The sequence below is a fragment of the Streptomyces sp. ISL-36 genome, from assembly GCF_018614205.1.
GTDB lineage: Bacteria > Actinomycetota > Actinomycetes > Streptomycetales > Streptomycetaceae > Streptomyces.
In genome coordinates this window covers 13,980-30,233 of sequence record NZ_JAGGOS010000018.1, presented here as the reverse complement: position 1 = coordinate 30,233, position 16,254 = coordinate 13,980, and the positions used below count along the sequence as shown (strand labels likewise).

Here is a 16,254-nt window from a genome sequence, read left to right as displayed (position 1 = left end):
GCGGGCGTCCGGCTCAGCCGCCGCAGCCACCACACCCGCCGCCACACCCGCCGCAGGACGACGAGGACGGCCGCTCGTGCGCCTTCCTGATCGCGAGGCGCAGCCCCTTGTCCCGTATCGCGCGCGTACCGAACAGGGCCACGCCGATCCCCTCCGGATCGGTGTGGCCCCCTGCGTGTCCGCAGGCGGGGGCGTTCGCCCAGGCGGAACTGTCGAGGTGACGGTGGGTCGTCCGCAGCCGCGCCAGGGCCGCCCCGCCCGCCGGGGTCAGCCGGCCCTGCGGCGAGAGCCGGTCGAAGGGAGCCAGGAAGAGGCCGGCGACCAACAGGGCGCACGCCAGCAGCGACGTGGGGTTCAGCCAGGCCGCACCGGTCTCGCCGGCGGCCGCGAACAGCCCGAGGAGGACGGAGGGCACACAGACCGCGAGGTGCCACCGCCAGGCCCGCCGCCACGCGCGCAGCGGCGCGAGCGGCCGCAACAGCCGGTCCTTGACCAGCGCCTGGTCCAGGGCCCGCACCGGGGCGGACCTGACCAGCTCCGCGTGCAGCCGGTGCGAAGCCACCGCGCCCCCGGCCGTCCTCTCCCGTACGAGCCGGCGCAGGGGCTCCGAGCCGTCGTCCTCGCGCTCGCCCGCACGCGCCTTCCTCCCGTCGAGGACGAGGAGCCCGGACTGGTGCATGCCGAGGAGCACCGTGTCCGCGACCCGCTCCGGACCGCCGGCGAGCAGGGCCATGGCCGCCGGATCGGCCGGGTCGGGAGCGTCAGCGGGCCACACCGGCGCACAGCCCTCGGCGCGCCTGCCCACCAAGCGGAGCAGCGTCGCCCCGCCCGCCAGGGCCGGTACCAGCACCGTCAGACCGCCGTCGTACACAGCACGTTCCTTCCCCCGTCGACCTCGTAGGTCCAGTAGACGTTCCGGTCGTCGCGGCCGCGCGAGCAGTAGCCGGCCGGATAGGACTTCTCGGCCTTGTAGTAACCGGTGATCTGCAGAACGGTGTTGTAGCCCTTGGGGACCTTGGTCGCGTCGCAGTTCCAGAGGTTGAGCGTCCGTGACGAGGTGATGGTGTCACCACTCCGCTTGGCCACGAAGCACTGGCCCTTGCGGAACTGCCGCTCCACGCACAGCGTGGTGGCGAAGTCGTAGCGCGAGCCGGAGTGGTACCAGTAGCCACGGCCGTTCCCGGAGGGGCAGTCCGCGAAGTCGATGCCCTCGGTCGCCGAGGTGACGCGCAGATAGGCGTTGGCGGCGGAGCAGCTGACCGTCTGCGGGGTGCCCGTCGACCAGGAGTCGTAGCCGTCGTCGAACGCGGTGAGGCAGTCCCCGCTGTCGACGGAACGGAAGGACCGGTCCTCGGCGTCCGGTGTCGGCGTCGGCGGCGGGGTGTACGTGGAGCCGTAGGTGGAGCGCGAGGACGACGAGCCGCTGCCTGACGAGCCGGAGCCGTCGTCGGTGTTCGCCTGGTAGAAGAAGAACGCGACGAGGGCCAGGAGGAAGATCCCGAACCAGCCGCCGCCGCTCCTGCCGCCGCCCCCGCCCGACGGCGCGGGAGCGGGCGCCGGGGGTGTCCGCGCGGGCGGTGTCCGCGGCGGTGACGTCCGTGCGGCAGGGGTGCGGGCGGCGGGGGTACGTGCGGCAGGGGTGCGCGCGGCGGGGGTGCGGGCTGGTCCGGAACGGGCGGCTCCGGTACGTCCCGTAGGCGGCGTCCCGGAGGCGCGGGCGCGCCTGAGCGCCTCCTCCTGGGCGGCGAGGGCCGCGGCCATGGCGGCCTGCGCGGCCCGTGCGGCCTGTGCCGCCTGCGCCCGGTCGGCGCGGCGCTCCCGCTCCTCGGGAAGCACCCTCGTCGGGTCCGGCGGCGGGACCGCGCTCGTCCGCTGGTCCACGGTCGGCGCCTCCGCCTCCCGCGCCCCTGTCTCCTGGAATCGGCGCCCCTGGCTTTCGTAGGCGCCGATGAGCTCCGTCCAGCGCGGCGGCAGCCAGCGGTTGCCGCTCGGGGAGTTCGGCAGACCGGAGATCGAGGCGGTGAACTGCTCGAGCACGGCGGCCGGTTCTGGCCGGGCGGCCGGCTCCGCGGCGAGGCAGGGGCGGATCAGCGGGGTGAGCTCCTTCGGCAGCCCGCCCAGGTCCAGATCGCCCCGCTGGACGCGGGAGAGCAGCCGCAGCGTGTCTCCGTCCTCGGGGTAGGGCGGCCGGCCCACGGCCAGGTGGAAGAGGGTGGCGCCGAGCGAGTAGACGTCGGCCGCCGCCGTCGACTCCTCACCTCTGGCCTGCTCCGGCGAGGTGAACGCGATGGTCCCGAGGGTGAGCTGGGTTCGCGTGAGATCGCTGGCGTGCGAGATGCCGAAATCGATCAGGCGCGGGCCGGCCAGCGGCAGCAGGATGTTCTGGGGCTTCACGTCCCGGTGGACGATGCCCATCCGGTGCAGGGTGACCAGCGCCTCCGCCGTCCCGGCCGCGACCCACCGTACGGCCGAGGCCTGCAGCACGCCCTTGGCGCGGACCAGTTCCGCGAGCGAGGGAGCGGCGATGTACTCGATCGCCATCCATGGCCGGTCGGCGGTGGCGTCCGCGTCGAGCACCTGGGCGGTGTAGACGCTGGTGACCCGCTGGGCGAGCGCGACCTCACGGGCGAAGCGCCGGCGGTCGGTCTCGCCGACGACCCCCTCGGCGAGCAGCGTCTTCACGGCGACGAGCCGCCCGCCGCGGGTCCGGCCGAGATAGACCCGGCCCATGCCGCCGGAACCGAGCCGGCCGAGCAGCCGGTACTGACCGAGCTGTCGTGGATCGTCCCCGCGCAGCTCTTCGACACGTGCCCCCGTCATGCCGTACCTCCCCCGTGGGTACCGGTCGGCCTCCACAGTGGCACGACGGGAGCGGCTCGGCCACGGTTCTCCCTGTCCCGGACGGAGCCGGGACAGGGAGTTCACGGAATCGATATCAAGCCGTGCAGTACTGCGAGGCCTTGCCGATGGAGCGGTACATGCAGTCCGCGTTCTCCAGGAGCTGCAGCACGGCGTCCTTGTTGCGGCTCGTCTCGCGCTCGATCACCTCGTCGGGCGGGTAGAAACCGCCGTTCCAGGACGAGGTCGGGTACATCTCGAAGGTGTAGCCGAAGATCTTCTGCGCGCCCCAGAGATAGTCGTCGATCGACCCGTCCGTGATGTAGAGGTCGCTGGACTGCTCGGCGGTGTAGCCGTTGCTCGCGGCCATCTTCCGCCCGACGGCGGCGAAGGCGTCGCGGTCGTCCTGGGTCATGCCGGGCGCGGTGTCGGCGTTGGTCCAGCCGAACGGCCAGAGCACCAGTTCGCTGTACGTGTGGAAGTCGATGGCGGCCCTGACCTGCTGCTTGCCGCCCACCACGCGGGAGCGGACGAAGTCGGCGACGACCTTCACCTCGGGGGCGGACTCGGGGGCGGCGCCCCGGTACGTCTCGGAGCTCGTGGAGCCCGAGGAGCCGCCGCAGCAGCCCCACTTGTAGTTCCAGTTGCGGTTCATGTCGGTGCCGACGTAGCTGGAGCCGGCGTTGGGCTGCCGGTTCTTGCGCCAGCTCCGGTAGGAACCGGAGGCGATGTCGTACTCGCCACCGTCCGGGTTGAGGTCCGGCAGGATCCAGATCTCGCGGCTGTTCACCACGTTGGTGATCCGGGAGTCGGATCCGTAGCCCGCGCCGAGCTCGCGCAGCAGGTAGAGCGCCATCTCGACGGTGAGGTGCTCGCGGGCGTGCTGGTGGTGGGTGAAGAGGACCTCGGGCTCGGCCTCGTCCGTGCCCACGTTGTCGCTGATCTTGATGGCGACGATGTCCCGGCCCTGGTAGCTCTTGCCGATGACCCGCTTGCTCATGATTCCCGGGTACGCGGCGAGTCGCTGGTCGATCTCGGCGTTCATCTCGGCGTAGTTGTGGTAGCGCGAGTCGGCGGAGGGGAAGTCGAGCGGGGTGACGCCCAGGCCCTCGACCGTGCGCGTGGGAGGGGCGGGCAGGACGGTGACCTTGTAGCCGAGGGCCTTGACCTTCCTCAGCTGTTCCGCGTCGGCGCTGATCACGACCGAGCGGGCGTCCACCTCGTCGATCGAGACGCCGGTGGCGGCGAGGGCGGTGCGGGCGGCCACGGTGGAGGGTCCGGCGACCTCGTACTGCCGGATCACCTCTTCGGCGGCGGGGGAGGTGGCGGCGGTCGGCGCCGGGTCGGCCCCGGCGGGAGTCGCGCTTGCGGCGAGTGGCGTCGCCACGGCCAGCGCGAGAAGGGCCGCGAGGGTGGCGGACCTTCTTCCGCGAATGCGAAGTCGCATGCTGTCTCCTGGGTGGGGAGTGTGGGGGTGTGCGACAAACTGGTGCGGGTGTCCGGGCACATCGTCGGGGGCTTGGCATGTGCCGGTCAAGGTGTCGTGTTCGGCCATACTGTGCGCGGGGGGACGCCGATCGGTACGTACGAGGTCGAGCACAAGCTAGGCGAAGGCGGCATGGGCAGCGTGTATTCGGCGCGCTCGCGTGGCGGTCGTGCGGTCGCCGTGGATCGACCGGATCGACCGGATCGACCTCGTGCTCGACCACCGCATGCCGCGACAGACGCGGATGGCGCCGCCGAGGAGCGGCGGCGCCACCGGTTCACGGCGTCGTCACGGCAGGTTGTGGACGTGCGGGCCGACCGCGTTCGACCAGGCGTTCCCGGCCGTCGCGTCCCAGTTGGTCGACCAGGTCATCGCGCCCCGCAGGTTCGGCCAGGTCTGCGCCGGCTTGAAGGTGCCGCAGCCGGTGCCGCGGGTCAGGCAGTCCAGCGCGTTCTTCACGATCGACGGGTCGACGTAGCCGCTGCCCGCGCCGCGGGTGGAGGCGGGCACCCCGAGGCCGACCTGGGAGGCGTCGAGGCCGCCCTGGAGCTGGATGCAGGCGAGCGCGGTGAGGAAGTCCACCGAGCCCTGGCTGTAGACCTTGCCGTCGCAGCCCAGCATCGAACCGCTGTTGTAGTACTGCATGTTGACGACCGTGAGGATGTCCTTCACGGCGAGCGCGGTCTTGAAGTACTCGGTGCCGGTGTTCTGCATGTCGATGGTCTGCGGTGCCATCGTCAGCACCATCGACGAGCCCGCCTTGGCGGACAGCCGGCGCAGCGCCTTGGTGAGGTACGTGGAGTTGATGCCGTGCTCCAGGTCGATGTCGACCCCGTTGAAGCCGTACTCCTGCATGAGGGCGTAGGCACTGTCGGCGAAGGTGGTCGCGGAGGCGTCACTGTTGACGGTGACGTTCCCCTTCTCGCCGCCGACCGAGATGATCACGGACTTGCCGGCCGCCTTCTTGGCCGCGATGTCCGCCTTGAAGTCGGCGACCGACGCGTAGCCGACGGCGGGGTCGAGGTTGAAGACGATCTGGCCGGGGGTGGCGGTGGAGTCGGCGAAGGAGACGGCGATGATGTCGTACTGCGCCTGGACGTCCCGCAGCTTCTGGACGGTCGCGCCGTTGTTGAAGTTCTGCCAGTAGCCGGTGAGGGCGTGCTTGGGCACGGCCGGCCCGGGGCCGGGGGTGGTGACCTCGCTCGTCCGCGCCGAGACGGTGGCGGACTTCGCGGACTCGCCCGCCGCGTTCGTCGCGGAGACCTGGAACTGGTACGTGGTGTTGGCGGCGAGTCCGGTCACGGTGGCGGAGGTCCCGCTCACCGACCGGTCGAGGGTGCCGTTGCGGTAGACCTTGTACCCCGTCGCGCCGGACACGGCGTTCCAGTTCAGGGCGACGGAGGACGAGGTGACCGAGCCGGCGGCGAGGTCGGCGGGGGTCGCGGGGACGACGGGGTCCGGGTCGGTGCCGCCGCCCCCGTCGGGGCCGAAGACGGAGACGTCGTCGACGTGGTACGCGGCCTGTCCGTACCAGCCGTGGGTGTAGACCGTCACGGAGGTGGTGCTCGCGCCCGTGGTGAAGGTGGTGGTCAGCTGCTTCCACGAGGAGCTGTCCGGGGTCCAGGTGGAGACGTCCGTGGTCCCGGTGCCGCTCGCGCCGAGGTAGGCGTACCCGCCCTGCACCCAGGCGCTCAGGGTGTACGTCGAGTTGGGCTTCACGGCCACGACCTGGGTGCACTTGGCGTGGTCCTGGCCGCCGGGGGTGGCCTTGAGGGCCCGGGCGCCGGTCCGTACCGGCGAGGAGACGGCGGTGCCACTGCCGGCGGAACAAGTCCAGTTGGCGGTCCCGGACTCGAACCCCGCGTTCTTGGCCACGTTGACGTCCGCGGCCTGGGCGGTGCCGGCGCCGCCGACGAGGACGAGCCCGGAGCCGACGGCGAGCGCCAGGGTGCTGCCGAGCCATCTGCGGGAGCGTGTGGTGGTGCGGTCCACTTGCTGCCTCCGGTGGGGGAGTTGGGGAAGTCGGGAGGGTCGGGGAGTCGGGGGAGTGGAGGAGTGGGGAACGGTGGCCACCGCTGGAGGAACAAGCTGGTCCAGACCAATCGAGTTGTCAAGACCTCTGGCGGCGACGGGGGTTGGCGCATGGGTCCTGGGGCCCAATGGTGGGCCCACCGCCGACCGGTGACAGACCCGCCTTGGGTCCGCCGTGGGTCCGGCCGTGGGTCCGCCGAGGACCCATCAGGGGCCCACGGAAGGCCCACGGCGGGCCCAAAGAAACCGCCTTCGCTTAACGGATTGTCTGTTCACCACCCCGTATCTCGTGGATAAAGTGCACTCACGCAGGGCGCAGTGACGCGGTGAACGCGGTGAGTGACGTGGACGGGGAGCCTGACGTGCCGACAGCGATTGCGGTCACCAGTGCTGACCTGGTGCTGCCACCGACCGACCAGCAGACACCCACCGCGGCCGTCCTACCCGGGCCGGAGACCCAGCCCCTGGCCCCCGCGGTCGCGGATCTGCAGCTCCTCCTCGACCGGTACGGCCATGTGATCGTGGTCTTCCCCTCCTCCGTACCGACCGCGACGGAGCAGCGGCTGCACGCCGTACGGTCCCTCCTGGAGAGCGACCGGATCGCCCTGGTGAAGTCCGATCTGCCGCCCCTCGGCACGGCCGTGCTCGCCCGGCAGCTGCGGCAGCTGTCCGTCTGCGACTTCAGCCCCGGTGTGGTCGCCTCCGCCGCCCGGCTCCTCGCCCACTACATCTACGCCGGGGCCGTCCTCGGCTCCGTGGCCAAGCTCGACCGCGTACCGGTGAGCCTGAAGTCGCACCTCAAGGGCTGGATGCCCGGGGCCCAGTTCGCCGTGCTCGCCGGCCCCGTGCCGCATCTGGTCAGGCTCGGACCGGGAGCGGAGCCGCCGGCGGGCCCGGAGTTCGCCACCCAGCTCGTCCTGGCCAGGGGGCAGCTCCAGACGGACTGGGCCACCTCCACCCTCGCCCCCCGGTGGCAGGTCCAGGGGGTGCAGGAGGCACCGCTGCCGACCGAGTCACCCCGCTGGTGGGGCACCGGCCGCCTGGTGGAGTTCGCCGCCCACCTGCCCGACATCGCGGTCCTCCACCACCTGGTCTCCTCGGTGCGGCGCGAGACCTGTCACTGGTGCCGGATGGAACTCATCGGCGACCGCTGCGGCTTCTGTTCGGCCCCCCTGCCCACCTCCCCGGCGGAGACCCGGGCACTGGGGACCGGCGCCCGTGTCCCGTAACCGGGCGCCCGTGTGCCGTAACCCGGCGTCCGTGTCCCGTGACCCGGCGTCCGTGGCCGGTGACCCGGCGCCCCTGTCGCGTCATCGGGAGCTCGTGGCCCGTGCTCGGCAGCCCTCCCCGTCGTTCCTGTCCTCCTCCCCGACCTACGTCCCCCGTCCGCCGAGCCACACGTATCCGATCGAGGTTGTACGGCAATGAACTCCCGCCAGCGCCGTGGCGTCATCCTCCTGCTGCTCTCCGTGCTGTGCGTCCTGGGCGCCTTCGCCGGCGTCCTCTCGGTGATCGGCGACGTGAACTCCAAGGTCGGACCCGAGGTGACGGCGTACCGGATCAAGGAGAATGTCGATCCCTACACCCCGCTGGGCTCCACGCAGTTCGAGAAGATCTCGATGCCGAAGCGCTGGCTGTCGGAGACCGCCGTCACCGATCTCTCGCAGATCGAGGGGAAGATCGCGGTCACCAGGCTCCAGGCCGGATCCCTGCTGCAGTCCGACATGATCGTGAAACGGCCCGCGCTCCAGCCGGGCCAGCAGGAGATCGCCATCATGATCGACGCCGCGACCGGAGTCGCCGGCAAGATCACACCCGGTGCGACCGTCAACATCTACGCCACCTTCGCCGGTGAACGCGACGGACAGGCCGCCCAGTCCAAGGTCATCGTCAGCAACGCCCGGGTCCTCGACGTCGGCAAGCTGACTCCGATCAGCGCCGACCGCGACGATCGGAGCAGCAACCGCGCCACCGAGGCCGTGCCGATCACCTTCGCCCTCTCCACCCTCGACACCCAGCGCGTCGCCTACGCCGAGTCCTTCGCCGAACACGTACGCCTCGCACTGGTCGCCCCCGGCAGCGAGCCCACGCTCGCCCCCGGCGACCGCACCTACACGCTCGACAAGGACAAGTGAGGCCGGTATGACCACCAGGATCCTGCCGGCCGTCGCGGACGCCGACGCGGCCCGGTCCGTCACCACACTGCTCAGCCAGCTCCCCGACACCGAGCCCGCCGCCTCCGTCACCGACTCCACCGAGCTCGTCGACACCCTCGCCCGGCTGGCCGCGGACTCCCTCGACGAACTGCCCGAAGTCGTCCTCGTCCACGAGCGGATCGGCCCCGTCCCGGCCCTGGAACTCATCCGCGAGGTCGCCCTCCGCTTCCCCGCCGTCGGGGTCGTCCTCATCACCGCCGACGCCAGCCCCGTCCTCTTCTCGGCCGCCATGGACTCCGGCGCCCGGGGCCTGGTCACCCTGCCCCTCGGCTACGAGGAGCTGGCCAGCCGCGTCCAGGCCGCCGCCCAGTGGTCCGTCGGTGTCCGCCGCCACCTCGGCGCCGGCGCGGACGTCCTCACCGGCCCCGGCGGCACCGTCGTCACCGTCAGCGGCGCCAAGGGCGGCGTCGGCGCCACCGTCACCGCCGTCCAGCTCGCCCTCGCCGCCCGGGCCTCGGGCCGCACCGTCGCCCTCGTCGACCTGGACCTCCAGGGCGGCGACGTCGCCTCCTACCTCGACGTGCAGTTCCGGCGCTCCGTCGCCGACCTCGCCGCCGTCGACGACATCTCGCCCCGCGTCCTCCAAGACGCCCTCTACACCCACGAGACGGGCATCGCCCTCCTCCTCGCACCCGGCGAGGGGGAACGTGGCGAAGAGGTCGCCGACCGGTCCGCCCGCCAGATCGTCAGCGCGCTCCGATCCCGTTACGACGTCGTGGTCGTCGACTGCGGTACGTACCTCACCGGCGCCAACGCCGCAGCCGTCGAGATGGCCGACGCGGCCGTCCTGGTCACCACCCCCGACGTCGTCGCCGTCCGGGCGGCGAAGCGGGTCGTCCGCATGTGGGACCGCCTCCAGGTCCGCAAGGCCGAGGAGAGCGTCTGCCTGGTGAACCGGTACACGCGCTCCACCGAGATCCAGCCCGCGCTCATCCAGAAGATCACCGGGACCCGGATGGCGGGCGTGGTCGTGCCCGCCAACTTCAAGGAGCTCCAAGGGGTGGTGGACGCGGGCCGGATGCACGACCTTGACGCCCGGTCGACGGTGAAGCAGGCACTGTGGTCGCTCGCCGGGGAGCTGGGACTGGTGGCGGCACCGGGCGGGGCCGGTGCCTCGCAGCCGGGCAAGCAGCTCGCGAGGGTGAGCCGCGGCAACGACCGCGGGTCGGTGGGCCTGCGGCGGCGCGGGGGAGGGCGACGGTCATGAAGGCGTCGTACCGGGACGACAGGGGGCAGGTGGCGATCGAGTTCCTCGGCATGGTGCCGCTGATCCTGCTCACGCTGGTGCTGCTGTGGCAGTGCGTCCTGGTCGGCTACACGTACACGCTCGCCGGGAACGCGGCGGACGAGGCGGCCCGGGCGGGGGCGGTGGGCGACGACTGCGGGGCGGCGGCGATGCGGCACCTGGACGGAGCGTGGAGCGCGGGCGCGGAGGTGGGGTGCGACCCCGGTACGGACATGGTCCACGCGACGGTACGGCTGAAGGTGCCCGTGCTGTTCCCGGGGGCGATCAGCTTCCCCTTCGGGGTGATCGGTGAGGCCGGAGCCGTACGGGAGAAGAGGGACTGACCATGCGTCCGAAGAACCACGTCCGCGTCGGCGACCGTGACCGTGACCGGGGTCAGGCCGCCGTCGAGTACCTCGGGTTCCTGCCGATCCTGCTGCTCATCGCCCTCGCCGGCATCCAGCTCGGACTCGTCGCGTACGCCGCGCAGCAGGCGGGCACCGGCGCGCGGGCCGCGGCCCGGGCCGCCACGCACGACACGGCCGGGATCGGCCCCGAAGCGGCGGGACGGTCGGCGATGAGCGGCTGGATCGCCGAACGCAGTGAAGTCTCCGCCCCCGACGGCGAGGGCGAGGTCACCGCGACGGTCAAAGTCCGGATCCCGTCGGTCGTTCCCTTCTGGGACTTCGGTGACGTGACGAAAACCGCGACCCTGCCGAAGTCCGAGTCCGAGTCCGAGTCCGAGTCCGAGTCCGAGTCCGAGTCGGAGTCGGAGTCCGGGGCCGCGTCCGGGCCCGAGTCCCAGCCCCAGTCCCAGTCGCAGGAGGACGGTTCATGAGCCTGCGGGCACGCATCAGCGCCCCCGAGGAGACCGGCGCGGGCGGCAGGGAGGACGGCCATCTCGTCGCCTCCTTCCGCGCCAAGCTCCTGGAGGAGATCGACCTCACCGAGATGTCGGCCCTCGCCGCCGCCGAGCGCAGGGCCCGGCTGGAGCGCGTACTCGGGCACATCATCAGCCGCGAGGGTCCGGTCCTCTCCACCGCCGAACGGGCCCAGCTGATCCGCCGGGTCGTCGACGAAGCACTCGGCCTCGGCGTCCTGGAACCCCTCCTCGAAGACGCCTCCATCACCGAGATCATGGTCAACGGACCGGACCAGATCTTCATCGAACGCGCCGGCCGCGTCGAACTGCTGCCACTGCGCTTCGCCTCCCACGAACAGCTGATGCAGACGATCGAGCGGATCGTCTCCACCGTCAACCGGCGGGTCGACGAGTCCAACCCCATGGTCGACGCCCGCCTGCCGTCCGGCGAGCGCGTCAACGTGATCATCCCGCCGCTCTCCCTGACCGGGGCGACCCTGACGATCCGCCGCTTCCCCCGCGCCTACACCCTGCGGGAGATGATCGGCCTCGGCTCGCTGGACGAGCAGATGCTGTTCCTGCTCGCCGGCCTCGTCCAGGCGAAGTTCAACGTCATCGTCTCCGGCGCGACCGGCACCGGAAAGACCACGCTCCTCAACGCCCTGTCCGGACTCATCCCGGAGGGCGAGCGGGTCATCACCATCGAGGACTCGGCCGAACTCCAGCTCCAGCAGTCCCACGTCATCCGCCTGGAGAGCCGCCCCCCGAACGTCGAGGGCCGGGGCCAGGTCACCATCCGCGACCTCGTCCGCAACTCCCTGCGCATGCGCCCCGACCGTATCGTCGTCGGAGAGGTCCGCGGCGGCGAGACCCTCGACATGCTCCAGGCGATGTCCACCGGACACGACGGCTCGCTCGCCACCGTCCACGCCAACTCCGCCGAGGACGCGTTGATGCGGCTCCAGACCCTGGCGTCCATGTCGGAGGTGAAGGTCCCCTTCGAGGCGCTCAGGGACCAGATCAACAGCGCCGTCGACGTCCTCGTCCAGCTCACCCGGCACGCCGACGGCACCCGCCGGATCACCGAGATAGCCATCCTGGCGTCCAACGGGCGCGAACGGTTCACGCTCGCCACCGTCTGCCGCTTCCGCGCCCAGCCGCCGGCGGCCGACGGACGGGTGTACGGGGTGTACGAGTACCACCCGCTGCCGCGACGGGTCGCCGACCGGCTCTACATGGCGGGTCAGCCGATCCCCCAGGCCTTCGGGGTGGCCGCGTCCGACGAGCAGCTCGCCACCCGAGAAGCGAAGTAGGGGGACCACCACATGAACGACCTCACCTGGCCGGTGGTCGGCGTCGCACTGCTCGCTTGCGTCCTCGGCGTGGCCGGCGTCCACACGTACGCGAGCGGATCCGCCCAGCGCGCCGCCCTGGTCGCCCGGCTCACCCAGACCGGCGAGCCGGAGCCGACCGGCCGCCGAAGGCGCCGCTTCCGCTCCCTCGACCGGCGCGTCCGGCGCACCGGCTTCGGCAGGAAGCTGGAACTGCGGATCTCCGCCACCGGCCTCGACCTGACCCCCGGCGAGTTCGTCGTCTGCATGACGGTGACCGTGGCCGCCCTGTGGATCACCGGACAGGCCGTGCTCTCCCCGTTCTTCGGACCGATCTGCGGCTTCCTCGGCGTATGGGTCGCGATGGGATTCCTCAACTGGCAGCGGCAGAAACGCATCGAGAAGTTCATCAACCAGCTCCCCGAGCTCTCCCGGATCCTCGCCAACGCCACCCAGGCCGGGCTCGCGCTGCGCATGGCGCTCAGCATGGCCGCCGATGAACTCGAGGCGCCCGCCGGGGACGAACTGGAGCGGGTGGCCCAGCAGCTGGCCGTCGGCACCTCCATCGACGACGCGCTCGGCGAACTCGCCGAACGCCTCCCCTCCCGCGAACTCGTCGTCCTCGTCACCACCCTCGTCCTCGCCAACAAGGCGGGCGGCACGGTCGTCACCTCGCTGCGCAACCTCACCGAGACGCTGGAGGAGCGGAAGGAGACCCGCCGGGAGGTCCGTACCCAGCTGTCCCAGGTGAGCATGACGGCGTACGCGGTCCCGGTCATCGGCATCGGATCGCTGCTGCTCATCGACAACATGCAGCCGGGCGCGCTCGACCGGATGACCGGCTCGGGGCTCGGACAGTTCGCCGTCGTCGCCGCCTTCGCGCTGTACGTCGTCGGCTTCGTCGTCATCCGCCGCTTCTCGAAGATCGACGTCTGAGGGGCTGGAGTCGCCATGGAACTGCTGCTCGCACTCGCCGCCGGCCTCTCCGTCGCGGGAATCCTCTACGGCATCCGCCTCTACCGGGCGGAAGCCAAACTCCCCAGCGACCTCCAGCTCGCCCTGGAGGTCGGCTCCACGCGCACCGGCGCCGTCGACTCCGTCGTGGACCGGCTCGGCATGCGCTGGTCCGCCGCCGTCCTGCGCGCGATGGGCCCCAAGCGGGTCAACGTCGTACGCCGCAGAATCGACCTGGCGGGGAACCCCGGGGGTCTGACCATCGACCGGTACGGGGCGAGGCGCGCGGTCTACGGCTTCCTCGGCGGTCTCGGCGGCCTGGTCATGCTCTCCAACGGAGACGTGGTCGTCGCGCTGCTCCTCTTCGCCTTCGGCGCCTTCTGGACCGAGGTCGGCATCTGGTCGGCCATCCGTATCCGCAAGGACCAGATCGAACGGACCCTGCCCGACTTCCTCGACGTGCTGGCCGTGGTGGTGAGCGCGGGCCTCGGCTTCCGGCAGGCGCTGGACCGGGTGGCCGAGAAGTACGAGGGGCCGTGGGCGGACGAGCTCAGGATCACCCTGCGGCAGATGGACATGGGGGTGAGCAGGCGGCAGGCCTTCGACGAACTGCGCAGGCGCAACGACTCAGAGCAGGTGGCCCAGTTCGTCACGGCGCTGCAGCAGGGCGAGGAGCTCGGCGCGCCGATCGTCGACACGCTCATCCAGATCGCCAACGACATGCGCAGGACGGATGCCCAGAACGCCCGGAGGAAGGCGGCGAAGGCGGTCCCGAAGGCGACGATGGTGATCACGACGCTGATGGTCCCGGCGACGATGATTCTGCTGGGGGCGGGGTTGTTCCTGGGTACGGGTACGAACTTCGGCTCGATCACGGGAGAGTGAGACCGATGGGACCGGTGAGGGCCTTGAGCACGCCGGGAACGGCGGCCGCTCCGGGTATGCCGGGCGTGGCGAGTGCCTCGGGCGGGGCGAGTGCCCCGGGCGGGGCGAGTGCCCCGGGCGGGGCGAGTGCCCCGGGCGGGGCGAGTGCCCCGGTTGTGCCGGGGGGCATGGCGAGCACTCCGGACATCCAGGTCAACGCCCTCCAGGCGATGTGCCGCCAGGTCTTCGGCTTCCGCCTGGCCATGATCGCCCTGGCGAGCCCGGCCGCCCTGCTCGGTGCGGCGGACGGCCTCGCGACCTGGCTCGTCGGCGCGGCGGTCCTGGTCACCTTCATGGGGTCGTACGTGCTGTTCAGGGACTGGGAACGGTTCGGCCCCCTGCTCCTCAGGCATCCGACGCTGCTGGCCGCCGACACCCTCTTCGGCTCGCTGCTGCTCGTCACGGCCGGCCCGCAGAGCACCCTCGGCTACGTGAGCGTCTGCACCCCGCTCCTCGCCGGCCTCGTCTACAGCTGGCGGGGCGCCGCCTTCTTCGCCTGCCTCCAGTCGCTGATACTGCTCGCCCTCCACACCTCCGACCCGCACCATCTCGACCCGACGCTCGGCGAGGCGACGCTGCTCCCCGGCCTGTGCGTGATCACGGGCGCGCTCGGCGTGACGATCCGTAACCTCCTGCTCCGCTTCGGCGCTGCCACGCAGGCCCTCACGGAGGCCCGCGCCCGCCTCGCCGCCGCCCAGGCGGTGGAGGAGGAACGGGCCCGTCTCGCCCGAGACATGCACGACTCGGTGGCCAAGACCCTGCACGGCCTGGCGCTGGCCGCGGACGGCCTGGCGGCTTCGACGGCCTCGGCGGACCGTATGGATCCGCCGGAGGTCCGGCACCGGGCGGAACTGGTCGCCCGTTCGGCGCGAAGGGCGGCGGGGGAGTCGCGCGAGCTTCTGTCGGACCTGCGCAGGCAGTCGTACGGGAGCGTGGGCGTGGACCTGGACGCGGAACTGTCGGATCGCGTACGTGAGTTCGCGAGCCGTTCGGGCATCGAGGCGGCGTACCGGGGCGTCGGGGAGGCGGCGGTGCCACCCGTCCCGTACGCGGTGGCGCGCCAGCTCCTCACGATCGCCTCGGAGGCGATGGAGAACGCGGGCCGGCACGCCCGCCCGACCCGGGTCGACGTCTCGGCCGGGGTCGTCGCCGGCCTGCTCCGCATCAGCGTCCGCGACGACGGCCGCGGCCTGCCCCCGGGGACCACCCTGGACGGCCTGCGCCGGGCGGGCCACTTCGGTCTCGTGGGGATGGTCGAGCGGGCGGCGGGGGTGGGGGCGCGGCTCAGGATCGGGAGGGGCGGGGCGGCGAAGGGTACGGAAGTACGCCTGGAGCTGCCGGTGCGAAAGGCGGCCGGCGCATGACACTCACGGTGGTCGTCGCCGACGACAACCCGGTCGTCCGGGCCGGACTGACCTCCCTCCTCGAAGGCCGTTCCGACATCCGCGTGGTGGCGGAGGCCCCGGACGGCGGCACGGCCCTGGCGGAGACGGAACGCCACCGCCCGGACCTGGTCCTCCTGGACGTCCGCATGCCGAACGTCGACGGCCTCACGGCCCTGCCGCAGCTGGCGCGGCTGGCCCCGGTGCTGATGCTGACGTACAGCGGGGAGGGCGACGTGGTGCAGGAGGCGCTGCGGCTGGGCGCGGGGGGCTACCTGGTCCACGGCGAGTTCACGGCGGACGAGCTGGTGACGGCGGTCCACGACGTGAGAGCGGGCCGGGCCCACTTCACGCCGACGGCGGCGAATGCGTTGGTGGGGGTGGTGCGTGCGACTGCACATGGTGGGATGGGTCCAAGTCTTTGGGGTCCCATGGAATTTCCCCGAACCACTTCGCAGGTGCAACGAAATGTGGGACAGTTCGGTCTGAGTGGGAGGGAGGCGGAGGTGATGGACCTGATCGCGTCGGGCCTGAGCAATCGGCAGATCGCGGACACCTGCTTCATCAGCGAGAAGACGGTCAAGAACCACATCAACCGCATCTTCGCGAAACTCCACAGCACGACGAGAAGCGAGGCGATAGCAGCCTGGCTCGGCACAAGGCCCCTCTCATGACCCCCGCACCCCGCACGGCGCTTTGGGCCCCCGGACCCTGTTCCCCGCCCAGGTCGCAGGCGTACGGTGCCGATGCCGGCATCGGCGCGGACGGAGGGGGTCAGGATGACCGACATGCTGCTGAAGGCCACGACCAAGGCCAGGGTGCACGTGGCGGGTTGGGTACGAGGGGGGTCGAGGGACCGGGGACAGACGGCGGTCGAGTATCTGGGGATCATCGTGGTGGTGGTGGCGATCGTGATCGCGATCACCGGCACGGACATCGGTCAGTCGATCAAGACGGCGATCTCCCAGAAGATCACCGAACTCACCGGTGGCGGCGGCGAGTAGC

The 16,254-nt window shown here is 71.5% G+C and carries 16 protein-coding genes; 11 read left to right on the top strand and 5 right to left on the bottom strand.

The annotated features are described in order from the left end of the window. Positions 1-13 precede the first annotated feature (13 nt). The 4 genes from J7E93_RS04620 to J7E93_RS04605 all read right to left on the bottom strand — a co-directional run bounded on the left by J7E93_RS04620 (position 14) and on the right by J7E93_RS04605 (position 6,316). The gene (locus J7E93_RS04620; protein ID WP_215065946.1) at positions 14-871 is read right to left on the bottom strand and encodes a TIGR04222 domain-containing membrane protein; all 858 of its coding nucleotides are present in this window, start codon (positions 869-871) and stop codon (positions 14-16) included. Further along, the gene (locus J7E93_RS04615; RefSeq protein ID WP_215065945.1) at positions 853-2,820 is read right to left on the bottom strand and encodes a serine/threonine-protein kinase; all 1,968 of its coding nucleotides are present in this window, start codon (positions 2,818-2,820) and stop codon (positions 853-855) included. The genes J7E93_RS04620 and J7E93_RS04615 overlap by 19 nt, the downstream gene beginning before the upstream one ends. 115 nt (positions 2,821-2,935) lie before the next feature. Continuing rightward, a complete protein-coding gene (locus tag J7E93_RS04610) occupies positions 2,936-4,285 on the bottom strand; it encodes a M14 family metallopeptidase (RefSeq protein ID WP_215065944.1) in 1,350 nt (449 codons plus the stop codon). A gap of 327 nt (positions 4,286-4,612) precedes the next feature. Beyond that, positions 4,613-6,316, bottom strand: a complete 1,704-nt coding sequence (locus J7E93_RS04605; protein ID WP_215065943.1) for a chitinase — start codon at positions 6,314-6,316, stop codon at positions 4,613-4,615. A gap of 401 nt (positions 6,317-6,717) precedes the next feature. Between J7E93_RS04605 and J7E93_RS04600 the strand changes: the two genes are divergently transcribed. The 8 genes from J7E93_RS04600 to J7E93_RS04565 all read left to right on the top strand — a co-directional run bounded on the left by J7E93_RS04600 (position 6,718) and on the right by J7E93_RS04565 (position 13,828). Continuing rightward, positions 6,718-7,584 (top strand): hypothetical protein, encoded by an 867-nt coding sequence (locus J7E93_RS04600; protein WP_215065942.1) that lies wholly within the window; start codon positions 6,718-6,720, stop codon positions 7,582-7,584. Positions 7,585-7,779: 195 nt separating this feature from the next. Continuing rightward, positions 7,780-8,490, top strand: coding sequence for a Flp pilus assembly protein CpaB (gene cpaB / locus J7E93_RS04595; RefSeq protein WP_215065941.1), 711 nt, complete (start codon positions 7,780-7,782; stop codon positions 8,488-8,490). Positions 8,491-8,497: 7 nt separating this feature from the next. Continuing rightward, positions 8,498-9,778, top strand: coding sequence for a P-loop NTPase (locus tag J7E93_RS04590; RefSeq protein WP_215065940.1), 1,281 nt, complete (start codon positions 8,498-8,500; stop codon positions 9,776-9,778). Continuing rightward, positions 9,775-10,140, top strand: coding sequence for a TadE/TadG family type IV pilus assembly protein (locus J7E93_RS04585; protein ID WP_215065939.1), 366 nt, complete (start codon positions 9,775-9,777; stop codon positions 10,138-10,140). Before J7E93_RS04590 ends, J7E93_RS04585 begins: the two co-directional genes overlap by 4 nt. A gap of 2 nt (positions 10,141-10,142) precedes the next feature. Next, positions 10,143-10,634 (top strand): TadE/TadG family type IV pilus assembly protein, encoded by a 492-nt coding sequence (locus J7E93_RS04580; protein ID WP_215065938.1) that lies wholly within the window; start codon positions 10,143-10,145, stop codon positions 10,632-10,634. Beyond that, on the top strand, positions 10,631-11,971 hold the full coding sequence (locus J7E93_RS04575; protein ID WP_215065937.1) for a CpaF family protein: 1,341 nt from the start codon (positions 10,631-10,633) through the stop codon (positions 11,969-11,971). Before J7E93_RS04580 ends, J7E93_RS04575 begins: the two co-directional genes overlap by 4 nt. 12 nt (positions 11,972-11,983) lie before the next feature. Next, positions 11,984-12,925: a type II secretion system F family protein gene (locus J7E93_RS04570; protein WP_215065936.1), complete on the top strand. Its 942-nt coding sequence runs from the start codon at positions 11,984-11,986 to the stop codon at positions 12,923-12,925. Between the two features lie 15 nt (positions 12,926-12,940). Further along, positions 12,941-13,828, top strand: coding sequence for a DUF5936 domain-containing protein (locus tag J7E93_RS04565; protein ID WP_215065935.1), 888 nt, complete (start codon positions 12,941-12,943; stop codon positions 13,826-13,828). On the opposite strand, the gene J7E93_RS37955 is transcribed toward J7E93_RS04565, so the two are convergent. Further along, positions 13,815-13,997, bottom strand: coding sequence for a hypothetical protein (locus tag J7E93_RS37955; RefSeq protein ID WP_308367779.1), 183 nt, complete (start codon positions 13,995-13,997; stop codon positions 13,815-13,817). The genes J7E93_RS04565 and J7E93_RS37955 overlap by 14 nt on opposite strands. On the opposite strand from J7E93_RS37955, the gene J7E93_RS04560 reads away from it, so the two are divergent. The 3 genes from J7E93_RS04560 to J7E93_RS04550 all read left to right on the top strand — a co-directional run bounded on the left by J7E93_RS04560 (position 13,984) and on the right by J7E93_RS04550 (position 16,253). Next, positions 13,984-15,231, top strand: a complete 1,248-nt coding sequence (locus J7E93_RS04560) for a histidine kinase (RefSeq protein ID WP_308367762.1) — start codon at positions 13,984-13,986, stop codon at positions 15,229-15,231. The two genes, J7E93_RS37955 and J7E93_RS04560, sit on opposite strands and share 14 nt — an antisense overlap. Then, positions 15,228-15,923 (top strand): response regulator transcription factor, encoded by a 696-nt coding sequence (locus J7E93_RS04555; protein WP_215065933.1) that lies wholly within the window; start codon positions 15,228-15,230, stop codon positions 15,921-15,923. Before J7E93_RS04560 ends, J7E93_RS04555 begins: the two co-directional genes overlap by 4 nt. Before the next feature lie 105 nt (positions 15,924-16,028). Next, positions 16,029-16,253, top strand: coding sequence for a Flp family type IVb pilin (locus J7E93_RS04550; protein WP_251066042.1), 225 nt, complete (start codon positions 16,029-16,031; stop codon positions 16,251-16,253). Position 16,254 lies beyond the last annotated feature (1 nt).